Consider the following 22,393-nt stretch of genomic DNA (forward strand, 5'->3'; position numbering starts at 1 on the left):
AAAATCAGCAGTGTACGTTAGTTCTGTTAAACAAAAAAGAGTACAAAAGCCATAATGCTAAATAGGTAAATCAAGCGGAGCGAGGTTTTCTAATGCACGCTTTTTCAAAATAATATCTTTAATAAGTGGCGTTAATACTAGCTCCATTGCAAGGCCCATTTTACCGCCAGGTACTACAAGCGTATTAATACGCGACATAAAGCTGCCTTCAATCATTCTTAAGTAATAGGGGAAATCAACATCTTCAATGCCTCTAAAGCGGATCACAACGAAGCTTTCATCAAGTGAAGGAATATCTTTTGCACTAAATGGGTTTGAGGTGTCTACGGTCGGGACGCGCTGAAAGTTAATATGGGTTCGTGAAAACTGAGGTGTAATATGATTTATGTAATCGTCCATACTACGCACAATTGACCCCATCACGGCTTCGCGAGAGTGGCCACGCTCTGAAGTATCGCGTATTAGCTTTTGTATCCACTCAAGGTTAATAATAGGCACCATGCCTATGAGTAAATCAACATGTTTGGCTACATCTACATCTTGGTCAACAACTCCGCCATGCAAGCCTTCGTAGAATAAAATGTCGGTATTATTATCAAGGTCTTGCCAGGGAGTAAATGTACCAGGCAGTTGGTTATAAGGGACCGCTTCATCAAAGGTGTGCAAGTACCGGCGTAATTTTCCTTGGCCGGTTTCACCATAGTTACTAAATAACGATTCAAGCGCCCCAAAGTCGTTAGCTTCTCGGCCAAAGTAACTAATGTGTTTACTTTCTTGTTGGGCTTCGCGTATTTTTTTGTCCATTTCGGGGCGCGTGTAACGATGAAAGCTATCACCTTCAATGAATGCTGCATGGATATTAAGGCTACGGAAAATATGCTTAATAGCATTAGTTGTGGTTGTAGTACCCGCACCTGATGAACCAGTAATTGCAATGATAGGATTTTTAGCTGACATGTTAATTCTCTTTTTTAGGACCAAGCTACATAACCAGACTCAATTTAACACTTTTTTAAGTCATTTGGGTATCTTACGTGTTGACTGACTAAGCTCGAGTGACGCCATCAGCAAATAACGTTATCATGAGGTGCTTAAAATTAAAACGAGAGAAAGCATGAAACTTTTAAAACCATTACTTAGCTTCTTTTCATTAAGTGCGATAGCCGTAGGTTATGCACATGCTAACATGCCCAAAAGCCAAATATTACTTGCCGAATTAAATACGCCATATGGTGTTCAAGTGACCATAGTAAGCGACAAAACAAGTTATAATAATCAGCCTTACTTAATTAACAACGATTTATATTTTACCCATGAGGTTATAACTAATAACCAAAGCCAAACCGATATTGCTCATTACAATTTAACAACGCGTGAAATAACTAACTTAACAAATACGCCTGTGAGTGAGTATTCGCCAACATTAATGCTTAATAAAACGAGCTTGTCAGCCATAGTCGTAGAAGCCGATTCAAAACAAAAGTTGTGGCAATATCCACTTGATACGCAAAGCCCGCCTAGTCGTATTTTTGATTGGATTGAACCTATTGGCTACCATGCTTGGGGTATAAATAACGATTTAGTGATGTTTATTTTAGGTCAGCCGCATACGCTTCAATATACCTCAGTAGACGCTGCTAAAGGTGAAATAGCCGCCAGTGATATTTCTCGCACACTGATTTATAACCATAACGCAGCGACGTTTTTATTTAGTTACACCAAAAGCGATGAACATATTTTAGCGAGCTTTAATCCTCAAAATAAACACGTAGACGATTTATTAAGGCTGCCCTCTCAGGTGCAAGATTTTATTTTAAAAGATGATAAAACAATTGCCTATGCCATTAAAAACCGTGTTTATCAGCGTAAACTAGATGGGAGTAATGAGGTATCGCAATGGCTTGATTTAAGCACATACTGTGAAACTAATATCACTCGAATGAGTTACAACAACGATAAGCTAGCATTTGTATGCGACGTAACACAATAAAGTAAGACTTCATATCGCGTATGCGATAAGGTTATACGCAAATTAACGGATAGGGATAAACATGGCGTACAGTGCAGATGAGTTAACAGAGCAACTTATAAAATTACAATGCAGAAGTAATTTTAAAATTAAAAACATTGCAGAATACATGTTAGTTAATTCAAAAGAGGCCTTTTACACTCACAGTGAAAGCGGTAAAGGCAAAATAGTAATTCGCCCTGCGTTTGAAGTATTCAGTGATGACTTTAACGATATAGATGGCGTAACTCGCGCACAAGGGTATTTTCATAGCAGTGAGATGACTCGCTTCCCAACGCGAATATATAAAAGCGCTCAACCAATTCATTATGGCGTGGCATTTAAAATAAACTCAGAGCAAGCTGCAAAAGATTTTATTGCTAAATTGACGATGATCATTGGCAATTAATCTATACTTTACTCAAGAGACTAATTATTAGTTCAGCCCTAAAAATGTAAAGCCGCTAAGTGAATACTTAGCGGCTTTTTATTACTTAATTAAACAGGTTTATTTGCTGTTTAAGAAGCTATTGACCGAATCAAGCTCGCGGTTTTTTAGTGCTATACAATCAAGTGTACTTTCTTCTAGTTTACTCAATGTACGGCTGTACCCAGGTACGTCTGAGATTTTATAGTTAAAGAAGTTTTGAGTGGTTGCTAAGCTTTTGGCATCACAGCCTACAGTTGTAAAGTACGGTAAGTTAGGAATAAAAAACGGCGGTAAACTTGCTGTTACTTTATCGTAATTATTATAAACCCAATCTATGAATAATGCTTGGCGCTCTTCTGTGTAACTTTGCCCAGATAAAATAGTACGCATATCAGATGCGGTTACTTCATCAGTTAAGCTGTAAGCGAGCACTGTATTTTGTAACTCAGACTCACCAAAAAAGCCCATTGCCGCTAGCATGTTAGTGCGCACTTGTGGATCTTTAGTCGTTTTAAATGTTGTCATGAATTGATTAAGCAAGGCTTTATCACCATGAAAAGCAGCAAGTCTCAAATAAACACTCGCTAAGTATGGATCTACTTTTTGTGGATTAGTTAAATACACTTGCGTTTGTTCTTTGGCTTTATTGATTACGTTTTGGTCCTCGCCATCAAAACCTAAGCGAGATATAACGGCTGCACGAAGTTGTGACACGGCACCATCTTCGTCAATTTTTGCCTCTAAACCATACTTTTTAGCTGCAGGGGTAACCGCATCACGTATAAACGCAGGCCATAGGTCTTTATTGCTCTCATCTTTGAACGTACGTTGCTGCGATACCAAGTAACCCAGCGCCGTATTTGCTACGCGAGGGTGGCCGTCGCTCACAAAAACTTCAAGTGTTTGCATTAATTTAGCGGCAGAGATAACACCGGCTTTAAGCAGTGCATCGGTTGCCGATAATAATGCTAAGCGTTCACGGTCAGTTAGTACCGTTGGTGCGTTTTCAATTAATGCGTTAAATTGCGCGTCGTCCATTACCCAGCGATAGTAGCCAAGAGCGCCTTGGTCAGGGTAAATCCACTCTGGTGCAAAGTCTAAATCAAGTGTTTGGCTTTGCTTGTTAAGTAAAATACTGGCTGTTTTAACTTTGTCGCCTGCACCGTATTTAATCGTTACTGGCACATTCCAAAGCTGTGCTGGCGCATCAACACCAGCATTTACAAAGCGGCTTTGTGAAATAGTTACTTTTTTACCTTGTTGCTTAACATTTACAAGAGGGAAAGAAGATTGCTCAATAAATGATTTTAAAACACTGGCTACATCTTTGTTTGACGCTTTACCCAGTGCCTGCCATAAATCAGCCGCTTCTGCATTTTTATAAGAGAAGTCTTTTAAGTAACGTTGAATTCCTTTTTGGAACGCCTCTTCGCCAATCCAATTTTCAACCATTGCCAGTACTGAGCTGCCTTTACTGTATGCAAGGCCTAAACCGTCCATAATGTCAGCTTCAGTTTTAATTGGCTTACGAATCGGCTTAGTGCTCAAGCGGGCGTCTAATGCCATTACGTTGTTTTGCGGTAAGTCTAAATGTGATTCAAACTCAGGATTTAGCTGCTTGGTCATTTTAGCTGCCATCCAGCTTGCAAACGCCTCGTTTAACCACAAGTCATTCCACCATTTCATGGTGACCAAGTTACCGTACCATTGGTGAGCAAGCTCGTGAGCAATAATAGAGACGTTACGTTGTTTTTTACTGCGTGTTGCCGCGGCTAAATCAACTAACAAAATATCTTCGCGGTAGGTTACTAAGCCTGAATTTTCCATTGCACCAAATGGGAATTCAGGTACGGCAACCGAATCGAGCTTTTTATATACATAAGGAATACCAAAGTACTCTTCTAATGCTGCAAGTACGCGCGGCATATTATCTTTTGCGTATTCGGCTAAATGAATTTTACCTTGAGGAGTGATAACACGTCCAGGAATTGGCATACCTTCTATGTCTATTTCTTCAAACGGACCAACTGCCATTGCTACTAAATATGATGGAATAGGCGGTGTTTTATCAAAAAAGTGCGTTGTCATATCACCATTTGTTGTTGTTTTTAGTTCTGGTGTATTGGCATATACTTTTTGTGAGCTAGGGGCCGTTATTGTTAACTGAAAAGGAATTTTATAGCTTGGTTCATCAAAAACAGGAAAGGCACGACGTGCATCACTCATTTCAAATTGGGTAAATAGGTAAGGCGTACCTTGATCTAAGGTTTTGTATAAGCCCACACTTTGGCGATTGTAGGGTGCCGAAAAATCAATTTTAAGCGTGTATTTACCCGGTTGGATTTTTTCATCACAGCTAAATTTCACTTTACCTGTTTTAAGCATTTCGTTACTTAGGTCACAGTTTTCTTTACCCAACAGTTGTGCCACTTTAACAGCGTAATCAACACCATTGAGCTCAATATAATGGGTTGGTTTTAATACTTCTAATGCAATTTCAGTCATTCCTGAAAATGTATCTTGGCTAGGGTCGAGTGTTAGCGATACATGTTGAGAACTTGGTTTTGCGAGTTTTTCTATAACGAATTCGTTAGCGTGTGCAGCATTCATTGCTAGCGCAACGCTCACTGTTAAGAGGCTTTTAAGAAACATAATGATCCCTTGTTTATTGTTAGAAACGCCCAGATTTTATGGGTACAGTTTATCCTACCAGCTTTTGTGGAGCGCGTAATTGATTTAAGAAGTCGCTTTGAATGTAAATAGTAACAAAGTTTGTCAGTGACTTTCGCGAGATAAAAAACGTTGCCAATGTAGTTGAGTATTTATAATGCGTACTTGTTGAATAACCGTATTTAATAAGTTGATGTCATCAAACTGGCTGTTTGAGTACTCGTTAAAACCCATTAAATAATTAAATGCGTTTTTAGAGTCAGCTTGTAGCGCATAAATACGAACTTGTTGTTCAAAGTTAAGACGCAGGCTACTTATGGCCGTTTTCATACCGAGTTGGTCAACGTTGGGGATATCACATTTTTGTAAGTAGCCGGCACGCTCACCTTCACCTGAAAACCAAATACGCACTTTTTCACTGTATCTGCCGGTTTTAGCCGGAAGATCAAACATAAGCCGTTGATAATTTTTTGATTTTATAAATTCAATATACTCATTAAATCCGGCATTAATCAATGCATTGTGTACAGGGACTAAACGCGGCTTTATTTTACCGTGAGTATGGAAGTTAAAACATAAAATATCATTATGAATACAAAGGTCATCAAGGGTCAAACAGCCAATTTCATCACTGTAAGCACCACTGTAGTAGGCTATTAGTGGCAGCCAAAAATGCCAATGTTTTGCTTGTTCACGGGGGAGTCGAAAATCACCGTATATATATCCATTATAAAGAGTGTGCAGTTCCATGGCTGAAAAAGAGCGGCGACCAAGATGGGTTTTCAACGTAATACCTTGAAAATAATAAGATGTTTTATTTTATACCCAACTAGCATTGGATGCTAGTTGGGCTACCAGGCTTTTATGTCCTGTGTGTAAACTATTATTCACTCAATGCGCGAGCTAAGCCGGTCGGTTCAATCTCTACACATACTTGGTCATCATTCCAATTAATGCCAACTAATGCGTCATCTTCATTTAAGTCTTCAACCCATGCATCTAAAAATTCATCAAGGCTAATTTCTACTGGGCTGTAATCTTTCCATTCTTCTTTACACTGCGCTTTAGCCGCTTCTTCACTTTCCCAAAGCAGTAAAACATCAGTGTCGTCAAATTGGTTTGAGTCGCACACTACAAAGCCATTATCTTCTGCGCCCAGTGCCCAAATGACTTCGCTAACACGTACTTTTTCTACGAAGTTAACTAGTTGTGATTCAATTTCAATATCGCTCATGTGTTTACCTTATTAAGTTAGTGACGAGGATTAGTTTCTATTGCTGATTGACGTTCGCTAAATTGCGCATGAAATACAACAAGTTCACTGTACTGACTAAAGTCAGTTAATTCACGAAAGCTAATCCAATCAAGCAGGCAGTATAAACTGATGTTGAGGTATTCACAGCTTTTAAATTCTTCATCGTTTAAATGGTTGCTTAAAAAGCTTAATGTTTGCTCTATTCGCTCATTTTGAAGATTAAAAAATAATGCATCGCTTTGAGTATCTAAGCCCGAGCGTTTACATAACAACATTTCAACTAGTGAGTCGTTACAGGCATTAATAGTGGTGAGAAGGTGTTCTTGTGGCCACGTTAGTTTTGCTTGGTCTGTTTTGTCTAATAAGTAGCGTATTATTTAGTTTGAGTCGCTCAGTGTTAAATCATCATCAATTAAAATAGGGATTTTTCGCGCAGGGTTTTTACTGGCCATTTTTGGGCGGTCTTGCTCAGAAAATATATCTAAGCTTACAAGTTCAATATGACAGTTATTTTGCATAGCCCACATTCTAATTCGGCGAACATACGGTGATGGGACAGAACCAATTAATTGCATAATCACTCCAAAAAAAAGCCGCTAATGCGGCTTTTATTAAACGTTAATAGCAGTAAAGCTCAATTTATTCTGAACGGCTTGTAACTTCAAGTAAATGATAACCAAATTGTGTTTGCACAGGGCCTTGTACTTGGTTAATAGGTGCAGAAAATACCACCTTGTCAAACTCTGGTACCATCATACCCGGGCCAAACTCACCAAGGGCGCCGCCGTCTTGCCCTGATGGGCAATTAGAATGTGCTTTTGCTAATTCAGCAAAGTCTTCGCCTTGTTCAATTTTTGTTTTTAAGTCTAAACATTGTGCTTCGCTGTCTACCAAAATGTGTCGTGCGCTTGCCACTGTCATAAAATCTCCTGAGTATAAGTGGTGTTTTTTTAACCTAGTGTATTGCCATACTAGTTAGTTTCAACAAATTGTACCAGTATAAATTTAGATTTTAGACAGCGAATTTCCTACTGCCTTAATCATTTTTGGTGAATCTGGTTTAACTTTACTGTTAAATCGTAAAATTGTTTTACGATCAGCAGATACTAAATATTTGTAAAAGTTCCAATTTGGCGAACTTGTTTGCTCATTTAAATGCTTAAATATAGGGTTTGCATCACTGCCTCTTACTTCGCTGGTGGCGAACATAGGGAAGGTAACCCCATAATTAATAAAACAGACTTTAGCCGTTTCTTTTTCGTTATCTTCTTCTTGAAAAAAATCATCAGAAGGAAAACCTAGGACTACTAGTCCCTCGTCTTTGTATGTTTTGTGTAGTTTTTCTAAGCTTTCAAACTGAGGGGTAAAACCACAGTTACTGGCAGTATTAACAATTAATAGCGGTTTATTTTTGAATTCGCATAGGTTTATTGATTCTTTAGAGCGCAGCTTTCGAATATCAACGTTGGTAAAATCGTCACAGGTGTGTGCCTCAATAGGTTCATTGTTTGGCAGTGTTTGTGCTGTAACCGCACTATTTATCAATAAAGAAGATAACCCTATTATTATTCTTTTTAGCATTATATTACCTAACTATCCGATTGTTTGATTGGCTGATCATACGCTAATATGGAGAAAATTGATCAACCACTTAAATTAACTATGACAACTCGCTTAGCTACTATTGACGATCTTAATGAAATTGTTGCCATTTATAATGAAACCATAGAAGGGCGAATGGTAACGGCAGATACCGAAGAAGTAACCGTTGAAGAAAAAAAAGATTGGTTTAATAGTCATACCCCAAATCGCCCAATTTATGTTTACTGTGAAAACAATACCGTTCTTGCGTGGGTGAGCTATAAATCGTTTTACGGACGCCCAGCTTACGATGGAACTGTAGAAATGAGTATTTACATAACTAAAAATGCACAAGGTAAAGGCCTTGGTAAAATGTTAATGCAGTTTGCCCAAGTTGAGGCTAAAAAACTTAAAATCAATGTGCTACTTGGTTTTATTTTTAGCCATAATTTGCCAAGTATTAAGCTATTTAAGCACTTTGGTTTTGATGTGTGGGGCGAGTTACCAAACGTTGCTGTTATGGATAATAACTTATACAGCCTAACAATATTTGGTAAGCATTTAGAATAAGTTACAACAATTAATTGGTCATATTTGTTTACAAATAACATACAAGGAATGTGTGTTATTTAGGCATTTTTATACTACGCTAATAACATATAAATTTAATTGATTTAAAGTGTAGTTTAATGGAAAGAAAAATATTAATCATAGACAGTAGCACCATCATAGCAATGAGGGTAAAAGTACTCTTAGAGCTTATAGGGTGTCATGTTGAGTTGATCCATTTTTCTATGCTTGAAATGTACACTCATGCCAACAGCTTCGATTTAGTTGTTATATCTCATGGCGTTCCGGTAAGCCCTGTAAAGCCTATAATCGATAAACTATCTCACGGGCGGTTATTACTTCTAGCTCCAAAAACAGAAAATACTGAGCAGCTAACTGCATTTGCAGGCCTTAATAAAATAGTGCCTGAGGCAACGGTTGTTTACCCTTTTTTTTCTAATAAAGAGATCACCTCTCTTTTAGAGAGCTTATTAGAATTAGACTCAAGCCATATGTTGCAGCTACCCACTATTTTGCTGGTAGATCACATTCAAGAGCGACTTGAGAACATGCAAAGCAATTTGCTTGGTGCTCATATAAAAACCTTCACTGCAAGTAATTTGACTGACGCTCTTGGCATTGCACAAGACAATAAAATTGACATTTTAATAAGTGACTTTAGCTTAGGTGATGTCACCGGGTTACAGATATTTTCAAAGCTAAAAGCGAGGCAACCCAATACAAGGTGCTTACTTTTTACCTCTCGGCCTGACCAAGTTTCAATGATAGAAGCTATTCGCCAAGGTGTAGAAGATGTTCTTATTAAACCACTTAATGAAAATATTTTACTGCAATCAGTGCACAAGCTTTGGCAAACCGAATTATTAAAACGCCGAAATGCCGAGTTAGTTGACCGACTTCAAGAAACTGTCGATGCATTAATAGAAAAAGACAGTCTGCTGCAAGTTATTTATAAACACACCCCTGACGCGATCATGCTATTTGAACGCAGTGGCCAAATTATTGAAGCAAATGACGCATGTCTTAAGTTGTTGGGTCTACCCTTTAGTGAGCTGGCAGGGAGATCATTATTTGATTTCTTAGATGATGACTCTGTTGCTGGGATCAGAGATAAAATTTCAACATTAAACAGTAATCGCCAGTTTAGTTATGATTTACGCCTCCCCATTCAGAGTGGTGGCACAGTCCCACTATTTGGATCTTTTAATGAAATAGACCACCATGGCGAAATTGCATTAGCAGTAATTTTTAAAAATGTGACGCATTTAAAGCAAAAAGAAGAACTACTTCAAGAAGCAAAAGGCTTACTTGAAGAAGAAGTTAAAGCCCGTACATCGCAGTTAGAGCATGCTAAAAACGTAGCTGAAGCGGCAAATTTAAGTAAATCAGACTTTTTAGCTAATATGTCGCATGAGCTACGAACGCCTATGCACTCAATTTTAAGTTTTGCTCGCTTTGGGCTAGACAAATTAGAAGCGGGTGATTTTGAAAGAGAAAAGCTATTAAAGTATTTGTCACGCATTGAATGCAGCGGCGATAGGCTACTATCGTTACTAAACAACCTGCTAGATTTATCAAAGCTTGATGTTGGTAAATTTCCATTTAATCCGCGCCCGCATAATTTTGAAAGCATTATTAAAACCAGTATTGATGATGTGTCGGGCACGGCTATGGAAAAACAAATTAATATTATTTTTCCGGCGCCAGATTCAGCAGTCATTGCGCAATGTGATGAAGAGCAAATTAATCAGTTATTACGCAATGTATTGGGTAATGCATTAAAGTTTAGCGAACCGAAAAGCAATATTACGATCACGCTTGCTACAAATGATGAATATGCTGAAATAAAAGTCATTGATAGCGGTATTGGTATTCCTGAAGATGAGCTTGATCATATTTTCACAAAGTTTGTGCAAAGCAGTAAAACAAACAGTGGTGCAGGTGGTACTGGATTAGGGTTGGCACTTTGCAGAGAGTTTGTATCGTTACACCAAGGTCACATTAATGCCTATAATAATGCCTGCGGCGGTGCCACAGTGCATATAAAACTACCACTCAAAATAAATTTAGAAGAACACCTAGTTAACGAATAAAAGTACGCTAAAACAGTAGGTTGCTTTTTTAAGTGATTTATTTTCGAATTTAAAAGGATGATTTAGTTATGGCTTTAACAAAAATACTAGCAGTAGATGACGAGCCTTTTAATCTTGAAATAATAGAAGAGATTTTAGAGGAACTGGATTTTGAGCTGAAGCTCGCTACCAGTGGCCCTGAATGCTTGGATATGGTTGAAGATTATATGCCGCAGGTTATTTTACTTGATGTAAGCATGCCGCAAATGAGTGGTTACGAAGTATGTAAAATGCTTAAATCTAACCCCAATACAGCACATATTATTGTTATGTTTGTATCAGCAAGAGGAACGGTAGAGGAGCGAATGGAAGGCTACTCAGTCGGTGCTGAAGATTACATTGTAAAACCGTTTGGACACGACGAGCTTAGGTCTAAATTAAAGAATCTAAATCAAGTATTAGTCGAAAAACAAAGCCTGGAAAAACAAGTGGAAGTGGCCACATCTACCGCTTTTAACGCGATGGCTAACAGCAGTGAAATGGGGCAAATAGTTAACTATGTCGAAAATATTGCGCTAATTACTAATCCAGATGATCTAGCAAAAGCACTCATTGATTGCCTGCAATCGTTTGATCTTCAGAGCAACGTAGAATTTAGATACGACTCTATTGTTAAGCATTATGCTTTGCATGGAGTGTGCTCGCCTATTGTTATTGAGTTGTTTGAAATGCTTAAAAATAAGGGGCGGCTACATGAATTTTCGCAGCGTTTATTGGTTAATTATGAACTAATAAGTTTACTTATTTTAAATATGCCAGGACATGATCCAGATAAACACGGCAGAATACGTGACCACGTTTGTTTTATAGTAAGTGTTACAGAGCAGCAGTTACGCGCCATAATAACTAAAAATTTATTAGATGCGCAGCAAGTAAAACTTAATGCAGTGGCAAGTACTGTGCACACCAAGTTTCATGGTTTGATAGATTTACTAAATGAAAGCCGAATAAATAATGAACAGGTGTTTAAAAAGCTACAAGAAGACCTTGAAGTAAGAATTCCAACGATGGGGTTAGATGAAGACCAAGAAATTTTTATCTATAAAAAAGTAGATGAAACAATTCAAAATTCAGTTGCCCGCGAGGAGTCTGTTGTTCAAGTAAAAGAAGCGTTTGCAGATATTGAAAAAGAACTTTCAATTTTACTAAACCACAGTCAATAATGTGAGCTTTTGCGGATTAAGGTTTGTTAAAGCTTGGTCTTTTTAATCACTGCGTAAGATTTGTAACTAAGCGGGCTCTACATTACTTAGGTAGCAAATAGGTTACTGTAATTTAAACCCTTATAAAACCAACAGACCTTGAGGCTACCATAAGTTTTATGCATCTCGTGGTAAGCCTTTTTCTACAATCCTAATCAGCCTTTGCGTTTTTCTAAGTGAGGGTTGTTTATTGTTTTGCTGCTTCAGGGCCCACTCAATATGCTCTTTTACTAGGTCACTACAACCATCTATTTTTTGCTCTAGTGCATCAATAATATCTGGGGCAAAGTTTGCATTACCTAAACCAACCGCTAAATTACGTAACCAACGTTCGTGACCAATTCGGCGGATCGGACTCCCTTCGGTATTTTTTAAAAATGTTTCTTCATCCCAGCTAAATAGCGCTAGCAAGTCTTTGTCTTTTAGCTGCGTGCGCGGGTGAAAGTCTTGTTCGTCGGTGATTTGTCCATAACGGTTCCATGGGCACACTAGTTGGCAGTCGTCGCAGCCGTAAACACGATTGCCTAATAAAGATCTATACTGCTCAGGGATAGGCCCTTGGTGCTCTATTGTCAGATATGAAATACATTTTCGCGCATCAACCACATAGGGTTCTACAATTGCACCTGTAGGGCATAATGTTATACAGGCAACGCATTTTCCACAGCCTTCAAAGGTGTTTTCACTATCAATAGGCAAAGGTAAGTCAATAAACAGCTCGCCTAAAAAAAACCATGACCCTGCTTCTTTATTTATAAGTAACGAATGTTTACCGCGCCAACCTAGCCCCGCTTTTTCTGCCAATTGGCGCTCTAGAACAGGGGCTGAATCAACAAAGGGCCTAAAACCATATTCACCCACTTCTTGTTCTATTTTTTGACCTAACTTTTTTAATCGGTTACGTATTAATTTATGGTAATCACGACCAAGTGCATAACGGCTAATATACGCTTTTTGTTTATTTTTTAATGTTTTAGCAAAGCCTGCATCAGGTGGGAGGTAGTTCATTTTTACTGATATGACTCGCTGTGTACCAGGTATGAGTTCAGCTGGTCGTGCGCGCTTCATGCCGTGTGTTGCCATATAATCCATTGAGCCATGAAAGCCGGCATCAAGCCAGCGTTGAAGCTGTTGCTCATGCTTACTCAAATCTATATCGGTAATGCCCACTTCGCTAAAGCCAAGTTCTTTTCCCCATGCTTTTATTTGCTGGGCTAATTTAGGGTAGTCAGGAGTTAGGTTACTCACACATTTTCACGCACGTTAAATAATCGCCCAGTAATTTACCATATTTACAGGGCGGTGTTGAGTTTAGCGCGTTAATGTAGCGCAAACTAAAGCACAAAGCGCTTTAATTGCTGCTGAGTTTGCATGCTTAACTCTTGTGATAATTGGCTATCGGCAAGGGCGGTGTCTATTTGTTGTTTGGCTTGCTCACCAAGCTCAACAATTTGCTCTACCGATTGATGGGTTAAATTTTGCGTATCTTCTAGTAAATGCACGGCGCTGGCAATTTGCTGTAATTGCTGTTGATTACTCTCAAATTCGTTAAGCATTTTACTAAAACCATCTGAGGTTGCACTTATTGAATTTTGTGCATTTTTAGAGTGGCTAATCAGCTGCTCTGACTCTTTGTTGGTTTCACTGACCAAATCATTCATTTGATTAATAAAGTCACTAATTTGGCGAGTTGCACCGCTTACCTTAATTGAAAGTGTGCGTACTTCATCAGCAACAACAGCAAAACCACGTCCGGCTTCACCTGCTCGTGCAGCTTCTATTGCGGCATTAAGAGCGAGTAAGTTAGTTTGATCAGAAAATTCCTCAACCATTTTTAAAATGCTGCGAATATTTTCACTGTTTTCTTTTAACCCCTCCACTGTGCTTGCAAAACTACCTAGCATATTAGTAATTAATTGAACTTGCTCAACGAGGGTACTGAGCTCTTTATCTGAGAGTTTAACAAAGGCTAAATGTTCATTATTTACAGTGTGGACACTGTCGGTGTTGCCCACAATATTTTGCAAGCTTTGAGTAATTTGGTTGCTGGCATCAATGATGGTGTGGCTCAAGTGTATTTGCTGCTGGCTAGAGTTTTCAGTATGCTTCATCGACTCTGTAACCGCTTTATTACTTTGCGCACTTGCCTCTGCACTGGTGTAGGTTGTGTTAAGCAGTTCACCTAAATGGCTAGTGAAATCGTTATATTGGGAGCTTAACGTTTTAAATTCGTCGAATGAAAAGTGCGGGAGTTTGGCGTTTAAATTGGCATCTTGTTGATTAATTTTAATGAGCGTATCGCACATTGCTTTTACAGGACGCACAATTAAAAATCGCATATAAAAAAGGGTAAACGCAAAGCCAGCAACAATAACCAAGGTTAGCAGCCAAAAAAGACCAAGACTTTGTTGCTCACTTAAGCTGTCATAAAGCCAAAATAAAGTAATAGCCTGAAACAAAAAAACAAAACTCAAGTTACCAACAATTTTACGCGTTAAAGTAAAAAAGAACGTTTGTTCGATATAATTATAAATTTTCATTAAGCCACTCATCTTGCTTAAACCTATGTTTGAACGCTTTTACGCAGGCATTAGCAAGGTATAAGCGAATCTATTTATTAGCTTACGATAGCAAATATGCTTTGGATTGCATGGGAAAGTTGGTAAAAATTCCGTCTAAACCGTAGTCACGCATAAGTGCGATATCTTGTTGTTTATCCACAGTATAAGCGTAGATTTCTAGCCCGCGTTTTTTAGCATCATCTACAAATGCCTTGTTAATAAAGTTTTTATCTACATGCACGCTAAATGCATTTAAATCTTGGGCAAACTTAGCATAATTAATTGGAATAGAAGACGTCAATGCGCCTATTTTTAACCAAGGTAAACGTTTTTTAAGCCATTGTAATTGATGGTGATCAAACGATGACACTAAAATATTAGCACATGAAATTGTTCCCGCACTGATATTACGCTCAAGCTGGTTAGCAAACTTTTCAAGCTCAAAGGCATGTTTAAGTTCTAAATTAAGTAAGGTTTTATTATCATTCCAATCAAATAACTGCTGAAGCGTGGGTATATATTCGCCATTACCAGCATCAAGCTTTGCTAGAGTTGCGGCGTCAAACTCGCTAACTTTACCTTTACCATTAGTGGTTCGATCTAACCACGAGTCATGTATGATCATGTAATCGTCGGTGGCACTTTGAATATCAACTTCAATACCATCTACGCCAATATTCAACGCTTCTAAAATGGCACTTTTGGTGTTTTCGGGAAAGTGGCCGCTTGCGCCTCTGTGTGCAAAAATTTTCATTGTCGCGCCTTTTTAGTAATCGACCAAGTTTCAAAGCATGCCGCGCTTACAATAAGTGCGCCGCCAATAAAAGTCATTAATGTTGGGCGTTCGTGAACAATAATAATAGCCAAAATAGTACCGTACAATGGTTGTAAACACGAAATTAACCCTGCCGTTGCAGCCGATAAATGTTTTAAACTTGCCGCAAATAGCGAATGTGGTGTAGCGGTAAATATAATACCAGCAACGGCAATTAAAATAAGGTCATGGTTACTCACTTCGTACACGGGCACTTCAATAAATACGCACAGCATTAAGCTTGCCACTAAGGTTTGATAAAACATTGTTTGTGGGCCGCCATATTGGCTAAAGTAGCGTTTATGGGTAATGTTTCTAATAGAGAAAAATAACGCCGATACCACACCAGTAATAACACCGAGCGTTACATCGTCACCTAAATCAGCACTTGGCACTAATAAATAAATACCAAGTACAACTACGCCAGCACTTATTATGTCTTTTGCTTGAGGCTTATTTTTATTAAATAACGGCTCTAAAAAAACCGTCATTACTGGGTAGCTAAAAAATGCAAGCATACCAATGGTTATGCCTGCCATTTGCATCCCCGCAAAGTAAGTCACCCAGTGTAATCCCACCGCAACACCTAAAAATAGGGCAATAAAGTAGTCTTTTGGCTTATTTAGCTTTATTTTTTTTTTTCCTAATAAAAGCATTGTCAATATCGCCATACCAGCAATGGCTGTTCGGTAAACGGTAATATCCAGCGCATTTAAACCAATGAGTTTGGCAAATAGGGCCGTTCCTCCAAAAAGTAACACGGCAATATGTAAGTAAAATAAACTTTGCTGTTGTGGCTGCATTTAAACGTCATCTCCTTTTTTTAGCATGTTATCACTGGGCGAGCGTCTACAAGATGAATTTTTTGAAATATGACAAATGTCAGCAAAGTTAATGACACTTCACACTCTTATTATTTTTACGTACTGGCATAGTTACTCTACTTAATAGGAGAGCGCTATGAATAGTTTAGTTTTAATGAGTCTTGATATCAGCGAATTTTTTGATTCGCTCAATTTTACTATCACTTACATTGATTATTTTATGCTGATAAGCATTTTTGTGGTATCTATATTTATTAATAAAAATAGTGCTTTAAATAAAAATAATACACCTGAGGTATTAGCATGAGTTCGCTAAGTAGCTTTTCTCAACAAACGGATAAAACGTTTTGGAAATATGGCCATTTAATTTTTACAGGCTTTTATTTATTGCCATTAATTATTAATTTTGACCAATTTACAAAAAGCCAAATGAGTCTATGTTTAGCTTTTTATATTGCTTTTATTATTTTGTACATAAAAGCAATTAACTGCGATAACACAAAAATTACCCCCTTATTTTTAGCTTTGCTGGCCATTTGTTTTAGCGCTACATTTTTTACCTCTGGCACACCTACTTTGTATGGTTTTGTTGCCTATGTGGCAGGGTATAGTTATACCCAAAAGCAGCGGTTTTATGCTGCATTAGCCATTATAGTCGCGCTTTTTGCAAGTTCGTATTTAAGCGATATGGGAAAGCTTCAGTACTTTTTGGCTGTCGCATTAATATTATGTGCCGCCTTATTTAGTTACGGAATTGCAGCAAAAAGAGAACGCGACCATAAAAAGCGTGAGCAAGAAAGCGCAAACCAATTAGAGCAATTAGCTGCTATTGCTGAGCGAGAACGTATAGCGCGTGACCTACACGATATTTTAGGCCACTCACTTTCATCTATTGCATTAAAGGCCGAGCTGGCTAATAAGCTAAACCAAGGGGAGCGCTACGAGCAAGCTAATAACGAAATAGCCCAAGTAGCCGACCTTGCAAGGCAGCTATTAAGTGATGTGCGCAATGCCGTAAGCGACTTAAAAGAGCTCAATCTAGTAAGCCAAGTTGCACAGTTAAAACAACGGTTATTAGAGCAGGACTTTAATGTCACGTTTAACGTTGAGTTATCTGTGCTACCTGCCAAGGTAGAGGGCATTGCTAGTTTAATAATTAAAGAGTCAGTTACTAACTTATTACGCCATAGTGCAACTAAAAACTGTGTAATAACAATTAAACAAACACCCCAGCAACTACTCATTGAAGTGATAGATAATGCTCATTGCATCACACTTAAAGCAGGCAATGGTTTAAATGGGATCAAAGAGCGGGCAGAGCAAATAGGAGGCAGTGCAACGTTTACCTGTGGCGAACGCTTTACATTAAACGTAGCGCTGCCAATTTCATCTGAGGATTTACAATGATCAAAGTATATTTAGTGGAAGATCAAGCGCTAGTGCGTGACGCTGTTAGTGCATTACTTAGCCTAGATTTTAATATTGATGTAATTGGCCAAGCAAGCAACGGGCAAGAGGCCCTAAATGCTATTAATGCGCTTGATGAAGATGCGATGCCAGATATTATTTTAACCGATATAGAAATGCCTACTATGAATGGTATTGAGCTTAGCGAAAAAATAGCAACGCAATTTCCGGCTATAAAAATGGTGATCATGACCACGTTTTCACGCGCTGGATATATTAGGCGCTCGTTAAGTGCCGGTGTTAAAGGGTTCATATTAAAAGAAGCTCCGAGTGACGAGCTAATCAACGCGCTTAAAAAGGTAATGCAAGGTCAAAAGGTAATTGACCCAGAGCTTGCCATTAACGCCCTAGACGACGCCGACCCACTTACCGACAAAGAACGAAAAGCATTAAAGCTTGCAAGCGATGGCCTTAAAACGAGCGAAATAGCCACACAGTTATTTATAAGTGAAGGCACAACGCGTAACTATTTGTCAGATGCCATTGCCAAACTTAATGCAACAAACCGAATCGACGCAGCACGTATAGCTAAACAAAAAGGGTGGTTATAAACACATGTGATTAAGGTTTATAAATTTAACACAAACCCTTACTATATTAGCCATAACAATAAAGAAACGAACAGCGCTTAAAACAAGCTTAAAATGCGCTTAAAACAAGCTTAAAATGCGCTAAAAGAGGGTTAAATGGCAAACTTAATAGATTTAACAGTAAAAAACAGTGTCGCAATATTAACGATGAACACCGCAGAAAATCGACACAATCCAGCGTTTTTGGCTGAATTTAATTTACACCTTGATCATATTGAGGCTGATAAAAGCATTCATTCGGTTGTGCTCACTTCGGCAAGCGACAAAAGCTGGTCGTTGGGTATCGACCTTGAGTGGATGGCAAATCCAAGCATTTTACCAGCGGCTATTTCTGACTTTATGTTGCAAATAACACAGTTACTACAACGTATTGTTACGTTTCCTATGCCTGTTATTGCAGCCCTTAACGGACATACGTATGGTAATGGTGCTGTACTGGCTTGTGCCTGCGACTTTAGATTTATGAAGTCAGACAAAGGCTTTTTTTGCTTTCCAGAGGTTGATGTATTGGTCCCTTTTGTACCGTCTATGTTTCCTATTATTAATAAAGCGATACCGCAAACCTTTTTTAATAGGCTAGCAATGACGGGCGAACGCGTGGGCGCGCAACAACTGTTTGAAAATAACATAATAGAAGCGGTATTTAACGATAACGACGAACTACAAGCCGGCGTTTATGAGTTTGCAGCGCAGTTTAATAAAAACCGTTGGATTTACGCTCAAAACAAATCGCAAATGAATAAACACATTTTACACACTATAAAAGAAGAAGACCCTGCCTTTATCAATAACGTGAGTAAAATGTTGTACAAAAATTTGCATAAAACTAAGTAATAACTGAGTTAACGGATGCAGCTTAATCACAATGACATAATTAAGCTGCATAATTAAGCACGCATTAAGGCCCGGTACGCTAAGTTTTCTAAAACTAAATAACCGATAAATGCGCTTTGTTTAAAGATTAAGTGCTTTTACCTGTCTCATTTTACGTATATGGGTTAAAATACTTCTATAACCAACTAACAAGATAGTGAATGTCAAACCAAGATCCAAATCTCAGTCGAGAACAAGAAAAGTACGAAAACCCCGTCCCTAGCCGTGAGTTTATACTTACTCATCTTCAAGAGCGTTCAAAACCTGCTAACTACGCACAGTTATGCGAAGAACTAGCCGTGAATGACGAAGAGCGTCAAATTGCATTTAAACGTCGCCTTCGTGCCATGGAGCGCGATGGTCAGTTATATTTTAATAAATTTAAATGTTATGCACTTATTGACGAAGCCGGTTTAACCAAAGGCAAAGTAATAGGCCACAGAGACGGTTTTGGCTTTTTAGAAGTTGAAGGCGAGAACAAAGATTGGTTTATTGCCAAACATCAAATGAACATGGTGTTACATGGCGACATTGTACTAGCTAAAGGCACAAAACGTGGCTCTGGCTCAAAATGCGATGCCCGCATTATTAAAGTGCTTACCAACGAGCGCGCACCTATTGTAGGGCGTTACTTTGTTGAACATGGTGTTGCAGTTGTAGTCGCTGAAGACCCGCGTATTACGCAAGACATCATGATTTTACCTGGCAACGAAAACGGTGCCCGCCACAACCAAATGGTGCAGGTTAAAATTACTCAAAACCCTAGCCGCAATATGAACGCGGTAGGTAAAGTTGTTGACGTACTGGGTGAACATTTGGCGCCTGGTATGGAAATTGAAGTTGCCCTTCGTAATCACGATATTCCGCATGTTTGGCCAGAAGAAGTGGACGCACAAGTGGCTCACTTAGGCGAATTTGTCGAAGATGCAGACAAACAAGGCCGCGTAGATTTACGTAACTTACCGCTTGTAACCATAGATGGCGAAGACGCACGCGACTTCGATGATGCAGTGTACTGTGAGCCTAAAAAGTCAGGCGGTTGGCGTTTATGGGTTGCCATTGCTGATGTATCGCATTACGTAGGTATGAACACGCCATTAAATAAAGAAGCCATAGCACGTGGTAACTCAGTTTATTTTCCTGAGCAAGTTATTCCGATGCTGCCAAAAGTACTGTCTAACGGGTTGTGTTCACTCAATCCAAAAGTAGACCGTTTATGTATGGTTGCTGAAATGACCGTATCAGCGGCAGGTAAGTTGTCGGGTTATAAATTTTACGAAGCTGTGATGAATTCGCACGCGCGTTTAACGTACACCAAAGTCAACGCCATTTTACAAAACGACGAAAAGCTTCGCGACGAATACGCCGCCGTAGTGCCACATTTAACTGACTTACAGCAAATGTACATGGCGCTTAAATCAGCACGCCAAGAGCGCGGTGCTATTGAGTTTGAAACACTCGAAACACGCTTTGTATTTAATGCGCAGCGTAAAATAGAGTCTATTGTGCCTGTTATTCGTAACGACGCGCACAAACTTATTGAAGAATGTATGATTTTAGCCAACGTGTCAGCGGCTAAGTTACTCGAAAAGCACGAAGCCAGCGCACTTTACCGTGTGCATGACGAGCCCGACAGCGAAAAACTAGGCAACTTTACTCAGTTTTTAACTGAGCTTGGTATTCAAAGCACGTTAAGTGATGAACCAACCCCAAAAGAAATAACCCAAGTATTAGCTAAATTAGGTGAGCGCCCAGAAGCCGAGCTTATTCAAACTATGCTGTTGCGTTCAATGAAACAAGCCGTTTACCAGCCAGATAACATAGGCCACTTTGGTTTAGCGCTTTCGGCTTATGCGCACTTTACATCGCCAATTCGTCGTTACCCAGATTTAGTTGTGCATCGTGCAATTAAAGCGGTACTAAAAGCACAAGGTCAACAAACATCAGGCGCGTATGCTTATACCGACGACGAAGTAGATCAATTAGGCGAGCAGTGTTCAACCACCGAACGCCGTGCAGACGATGCAACTCGCGAAGTAGCCGATTGGCTTAAATGTGAGTTTATGCAAGACCACGTTGGCGATGAGTTTAACGGGGTTATTTCATCGGTAACTAATTTTGGTTTGTTTATACGCCTAGACGATTTACAAATTGACGGGCTTATTCATGTTACTAATTTAGGTGATGAATACTTCCAGCACGACGCTGCAAAACATACCTTAATAGGTGAGCACACACATAAAGTTTACCGCCTTGGCGATAAAGTGACAGTGCAAGTTGCCTCAGTTAGTTTAGACGATCGCCGTATAAACTTAGTGCTCAAAGGCGATGTAGCACAAGATAGATATTCACGCCGTCGTGGACCAAAAGGTAAAGCGCCAGAGAGTGTACGCTCACAGTTAAAAGCAGGCAAAGTACCGGGCAAAAAGTCAGACGACAAGCCCAAAGGTAAAAAAAAGCCAGCTAGTAAAGGCAAAGCTGCTGGTAAGTCGGCGGTTAAAGCTACCGACGGCACCACAAAGAAAAAACCGAAAAAGAAATCGGCTAAAAAGCCTAAAAGACCAGGCAAAAATGCCCGTAAACGTACAAGCCCAGGAGCATAAAATACGTGAGTAATGAATTAATTTTTGGCTTTCACTCTGTTGAAGCAATTTTAGCAAAAGAGCCTGAGCGATTTTTAGAAATTTACGCCCTTAAAGGCCGTGATGATAAACGCTTAACACCGATTATTGATGAAGCACGTAAATTTGGTATTTCAGTACAATTTATGCAGCGTAAAGCGCTTGATAACAAGTCGAAAGACGAACAGCATCAAGGTATTATTGCTAACGTAAAAGCGGCGCCAACGTACAACGAAAAAGATCTAGATGTGATCATTGCCCGTGAAGAAACCCCATTTTTATTGGTACTTGATGGCATAACCGATCCGCATAACTTAGGTGCATGCCTACGTAGTGCAGATGCGGCAGGTGTTCACGCGATTATTGTTCCTAAAGATAAGTCGGCAAAGCTTAACGGCACAGCGCGTAAAGTAGCGTGTGGCGCAGCAGAAACAGTCCCTCTTATTCAGGTTACTAACCTTGCACGTACACTTCGTGAAATTAAAGATGCGGGTGTATGGGTAGTTGGTACCGCTGGCGAAACCGACACACACGTATTTGATGCAAGCTTAACAGGCCCAATGGCCATTGTTATGGGCGCAGAAGGCGAGGGGATGCGCCGTTTAACGCGTGAGCATTGCGATGTATTGGTTAAAATTCCAATGGCAGGTTCGGTGTCTAGCTTAAATGTATCGGTTGCAACCGGTATTTGTTTATTTGAAGTATTACGCCAACGTAACGCAAACAATTAAATTGCCCTAGCTTAAAGCTTAAGCATTAAAAAAGCCGAGATTAAATAATCTCGGCTTTTTTGTA

The 22,393-nt window shown here is 39.2% G+C and carries 21 protein-coding genes and 1 pseudogene; 11 read left to right on the forward strand and 11 right to left on the reverse strand.

Annotation, left to right across the window (positions count from 1 at the left end; genetic code table 11):
* Window positions 1-57: 57 nt before the first annotated feature.
* Complete coding sequence (locus AC27I2_RS01455) at window positions 58-957, reverse strand: phosphoribulokinase (protein WP_058403209.1); 900 nt, start codon at window positions 955-957, stop codon at window positions 58-60.
* 157 nt (window positions 958-1,114) lie between these two features.
* Between AC27I2_RS01455 and AC27I2_RS01460 the strand changes: the two genes are divergently transcribed.
* The gene (locus AC27I2_RS01460; RefSeq protein ID WP_487203322.1) at window positions 1,115-1,990 is read left to right on the forward strand and encodes a hypothetical protein; all 876 of its coding nucleotides are present in this window, start codon (window positions 1,115-1,117) and stop codon (window positions 1,988-1,990) included.
* A 61-nt stretch (window positions 1,991-2,051) separates the two neighbouring features.
* Window positions 2,052-2,417 carry a hypothetical protein gene (locus AC27I2_RS01465; RefSeq protein WP_006794078.1) on the forward strand — a complete coding sequence of 122 codons (366 nt, stop codon included), beginning with the start codon at window positions 2,052-2,054 and terminating at the stop codon, window positions 2,415-2,417.
* Between the two features lie 99 nt (window positions 2,418-2,516).
* Here the strand turns inward: AC27I2_RS01465 and AC27I2_RS01470 are convergent, their stop codons facing one another.
* From AC27I2_RS01470 to AC27I2_RS01495, 6 genes and pseudogenes are all read right to left on the reverse strand, one after another.
* A complete protein-coding gene (locus AC27I2_RS01470) occupies window positions 2,517-5,090 on the reverse strand; it encodes a M1 family metallopeptidase (RefSeq protein WP_487203323.1) in 2,574 nt (857 codons plus the stop codon).
* A 123-nt stretch (window positions 5,091-5,213) separates the two neighbouring features.
* Entirely contained in the window at window positions 5,214-5,894 is a 681-nt protein-coding gene (locus AC27I2_RS01475; protein ID WP_138529607.1) for a site-specific integrase, read from the reverse strand.
* Between the two features lie 97 nt (window positions 5,895-5,991).
* Entirely contained in the window at window positions 5,992-6,342 is a 351-nt protein-coding gene (locus AC27I2_RS01480) for a DUF2750 domain-containing protein (RefSeq protein WP_058403205.1), read from the reverse strand.
* Between the two features lie 17 nt (window positions 6,343-6,359).
* A pseudogene (locus AC27I2_RS01485) lies at window positions 6,360-6,938 on the reverse strand (glutathione S-transferase family protein).
* 64 nt (window positions 6,939-7,002) lie between these two features.
* Complete coding sequence (locus AC27I2_RS01490; protein ID WP_002958009.1) at window positions 7,003-7,284, reverse strand: peptidylprolyl isomerase; 282 nt, start codon at window positions 7,282-7,284, stop codon at window positions 7,003-7,005.
* An 84-nt stretch (window positions 7,285-7,368) separates the two neighbouring features.
* The gene (locus AC27I2_RS01495) at window positions 7,369-7,944 is read right to left on the reverse strand and encodes a glutathione peroxidase (protein ID WP_487203324.1); all 576 of its coding nucleotides are present in this window, start codon (window positions 7,942-7,944) and stop codon (window positions 7,369-7,371) included.
* 81 nt (window positions 7,945-8,025) lie between these two features.
* Here AC27I2_RS01495 and AC27I2_RS01500 point away from each other — a divergent pair, with 81 nt between their 5' ends.
* The 3 genes from AC27I2_RS01500 (at window position 8,026) to AC27I2_RS01510 (ending at window position 11,809) form a co-directional block, all read left to right on the forward strand.
* A complete protein-coding gene (locus AC27I2_RS01500) occupies window positions 8,026-8,514 on the forward strand; it encodes a GNAT family N-acetyltransferase (protein WP_487203597.1) in 489 nt (162 codons plus the stop codon).
* A 119-nt stretch (window positions 8,515-8,633) separates the two neighbouring features.
* Window positions 8,634-10,607 (forward strand): ATP-binding protein, encoded by a 1,974-nt coding sequence (locus tag AC27I2_RS01505; protein ID WP_487203325.1) that lies wholly within the window; start codon window positions 8,634-8,636, stop codon window positions 10,605-10,607.
* A gap of 68 nt (window positions 10,608-10,675) precedes the next feature.
* On the forward strand, window positions 10,676-11,809 hold the full coding sequence (locus AC27I2_RS01510; RefSeq protein ID WP_058403201.1) for a response regulator: 1,134 nt from the start codon (window positions 10,676-10,678) through the stop codon (window positions 11,807-11,809).
* 156 nt (window positions 11,810-11,965) lie between these two features.
* Here AC27I2_RS01510 and queG read toward each other — a convergent pair whose 3' ends face one another.
* The 4 genes from queG to AC27I2_RS01530 form a co-directional block, all read right to left on the reverse strand.
* Window positions 11,966-13,096 carry a tRNA epoxyqueuosine(34) reductase QueG gene (gene queG, locus AC27I2_RS01515; RefSeq protein WP_058403200.1) on the reverse strand — a complete coding sequence of 377 codons (1,131 nt, stop codon included), beginning with the start codon at window positions 13,094-13,096 and terminating at the stop codon, window positions 11,966-11,968.
* Window positions 13,097-13,182: 86 nt separating this feature from the next.
* Window positions 13,183-14,400, reverse strand: a complete 1,218-nt coding sequence (locus AC27I2_RS01520; RefSeq protein ID WP_138529610.1) for a methyl-accepting chemotaxis protein — start codon at window positions 14,398-14,400, stop codon at window positions 13,183-13,185.
* Window positions 14,401-14,470: 70 nt separating this feature from the next.
* Window positions 14,471-15,163 carry a glycerophosphodiester phosphodiesterase gene (locus tag AC27I2_RS01525; RefSeq protein WP_058403198.1) on the reverse strand — a complete coding sequence of 231 codons (693 nt, stop codon included), beginning with the start codon at window positions 15,161-15,163 and terminating at the stop codon, window positions 14,471-14,473.
* Window positions 15,160-16,026, reverse strand: a complete 867-nt coding sequence (locus AC27I2_RS01530; RefSeq protein WP_487203326.1) for a DMT family transporter — start codon at window positions 16,024-16,026, stop codon at window positions 15,160-15,162. The genes AC27I2_RS01525 and AC27I2_RS01530 overlap by 4 nt, the downstream gene beginning before the upstream one ends.
* A 157-nt stretch (window positions 16,027-16,183) precedes the next feature.
* Between AC27I2_RS01530 and AC27I2_RS01535 the strand changes: the two genes are divergently transcribed.
* The 6 genes from AC27I2_RS01535 to rlmB all read left to right on the forward strand — a co-directional run bounded on the left by AC27I2_RS01535 (window position 16,184) and on the right by rlmB (window position 22,329).
* Window positions 16,184-16,354 carry a hypothetical protein gene (locus AC27I2_RS01535; protein ID WP_201020850.1) on the forward strand — a complete coding sequence of 57 codons (171 nt, stop codon included), beginning with the start codon at window positions 16,184-16,186 and terminating at the stop codon, window positions 16,352-16,354.
* Complete coding sequence (locus tag AC27I2_RS01540) at window positions 16,351-17,454, forward strand: sensor histidine kinase (protein ID WP_487203327.1); 1,104 nt, start codon at window positions 16,351-16,353, stop codon at window positions 17,452-17,454. Before AC27I2_RS01535 ends, AC27I2_RS01540 begins: the two co-directional genes overlap by 4 nt.
* A complete protein-coding gene (locus AC27I2_RS01545; protein WP_487203328.1) occupies window positions 17,451-18,065 on the forward strand; it encodes a response regulator transcription factor in 615 nt (204 codons plus the stop codon). The genes AC27I2_RS01540 and AC27I2_RS01545 overlap by 4 nt, the downstream gene beginning before the upstream one ends.
* Window positions 18,066-18,200: 135 nt before the next feature.
* Window positions 18,201-18,938, forward strand: coding sequence for an enoyl-CoA hydratase/isomerase family protein (locus tag AC27I2_RS01550; RefSeq protein WP_058403194.1), 738 nt, complete (start codon window positions 18,201-18,203; stop codon window positions 18,936-18,938).
* A gap of 200 nt (window positions 18,939-19,138) precedes the next feature.
* Window positions 19,139-21,580 (forward strand): ribonuclease R, encoded by a 2,442-nt coding sequence (gene rnr / locus AC27I2_RS01555; protein WP_487203329.1) that lies wholly within the window; start codon window positions 19,139-19,141, stop codon window positions 21,578-21,580.
* A gap of 5 nt (window positions 21,581-21,585) precedes the next feature.
* On the forward strand, window positions 21,586-22,329 hold the full coding sequence (rlmB, locus tag AC27I2_RS01560) for a 23S rRNA (guanosine(2251)-2'-O)-methyltransferase RlmB (RefSeq protein ID WP_006794097.1): 744 nt from the start codon (window positions 21,586-21,588) through the stop codon (window positions 22,327-22,329).
* Window positions 22,330-22,393 lie beyond the last annotated feature (64 nt).

The sequence above is a fragment of the Pseudoalteromonas sp. NH0006-46 genome, from assembly GCF_057547735.1.

Bases quoted from the DNA above. Each gene is read 5' to 3' on its own strand.
- AC27I2_RS01480 (WP_058403205.1), bottom strand. From the start codon at position 6,342: ATGAGCGATATTGAAATTGAATCACAACTAGTTAACTTCGTAGAAAAA.
- AC27I2_RS01520 (WP_138529610.1), bottom strand. From the start codon at position 14,400: ATGAGTGGCTTAATGAAAATTTATAATTATATCGAACAAACGTTCTTT.
- AC27I2_RS01545 (WP_487203328.1), top strand. From the start codon at position 17,451: ATGATCAAAGTATATTTAGTGGAAGATCAAGCGCTAGTGCGTGACGCT.
- AC27I2_RS01550 (WP_058403194.1), top strand. From the start codon at position 18,201: ATGGCAAACTTAATAGATTTAACAGTAAAAAACAGTGTCGCAATATTA.
- AC27I2_RS01495 (WP_487203324.1), bottom strand. From the start codon at position 7,944: ATGCTAAAAAGAATAATAATAGGGTTATCTTCTTTATTGATAAATAGT.
- AC27I2_RS01540 (WP_487203327.1), top strand. From the start codon at position 16,351: ATGAGTTCGCTAAGTAGCTTTTCTCAACAAACGGATAAAACGTTTTGG.
- AC27I2_RS01525 (WP_058403198.1), bottom strand. From the start codon at position 15,163: ATGAAAATTTTTGCACACAGAGGCGCAAGCGGCCACTTTCCCGAAAAC.
- AC27I2_RS01505 (WP_487203325.1), top strand. From the start codon at position 8,634: ATGGAAAGAAAAATATTAATCATAGACAGTAGCACCATCATAGCAATG.
- AC27I2_RS01490 (WP_002958009.1), bottom strand. From the start codon at position 7,284: ATGACAGTGGCAAGCGCACGACACATTTTGGTAGACAGCGAAGCACAA.
- AC27I2_RS01500 (WP_487203597.1), top strand. From the start codon at position 8,026: ATGACAACTCGCTTAGCTACTATTGACGATCTTAATGAAATTGTTGCC.
- AC27I2_RS01510 (WP_058403201.1), top strand. From the start codon at position 10,676: ATGGCTTTAACAAAAATACTAGCAGTAGATGACGAGCCTTTTAATCTT.
- rnr (WP_487203329.1), top strand. From the start codon at position 19,139: ATGTCAAACCAAGATCCAAATCTCAGTCGAGAACAAGAAAAGTACGAA.
- AC27I2_RS01465 (WP_006794078.1), top strand. From the start codon at position 2,052: ATGGCGTACAGTGCAGATGAGTTAACAGAGCAACTTATAAAATTACAA.
- AC27I2_RS01460 (WP_487203322.1), top strand. From the start codon at position 1,115: ATGAAACTTTTAAAACCATTACTTAGCTTCTTTTCATTAAGTGCGATA.
- AC27I2_RS01455 (WP_058403209.1), bottom strand. From the start codon at position 957: ATGTCAGCTAAAAATCCTATCATTGCAATTACTGGTTCATCAGGTGCG.
- AC27I2_RS01535 (WP_201020850.1), top strand. From the start codon at position 16,184: ATGAATAGTTTAGTTTTAATGAGTCTTGATATCAGCGAATTTTTTGAT.
- AC27I2_RS01470 (WP_487203323.1), bottom strand. From the start codon at position 5,090: ATGTTTCTTAAAAGCCTCTTAACAGTGAGCGTTGCGCTAGCAATGAAT.
- AC27I2_RS01530 (WP_487203326.1), bottom strand. From the start codon at position 16,026: ATGCAGCCACAACAGCAAAGTTTATTTTACTTACATATTGCCGTGTTA.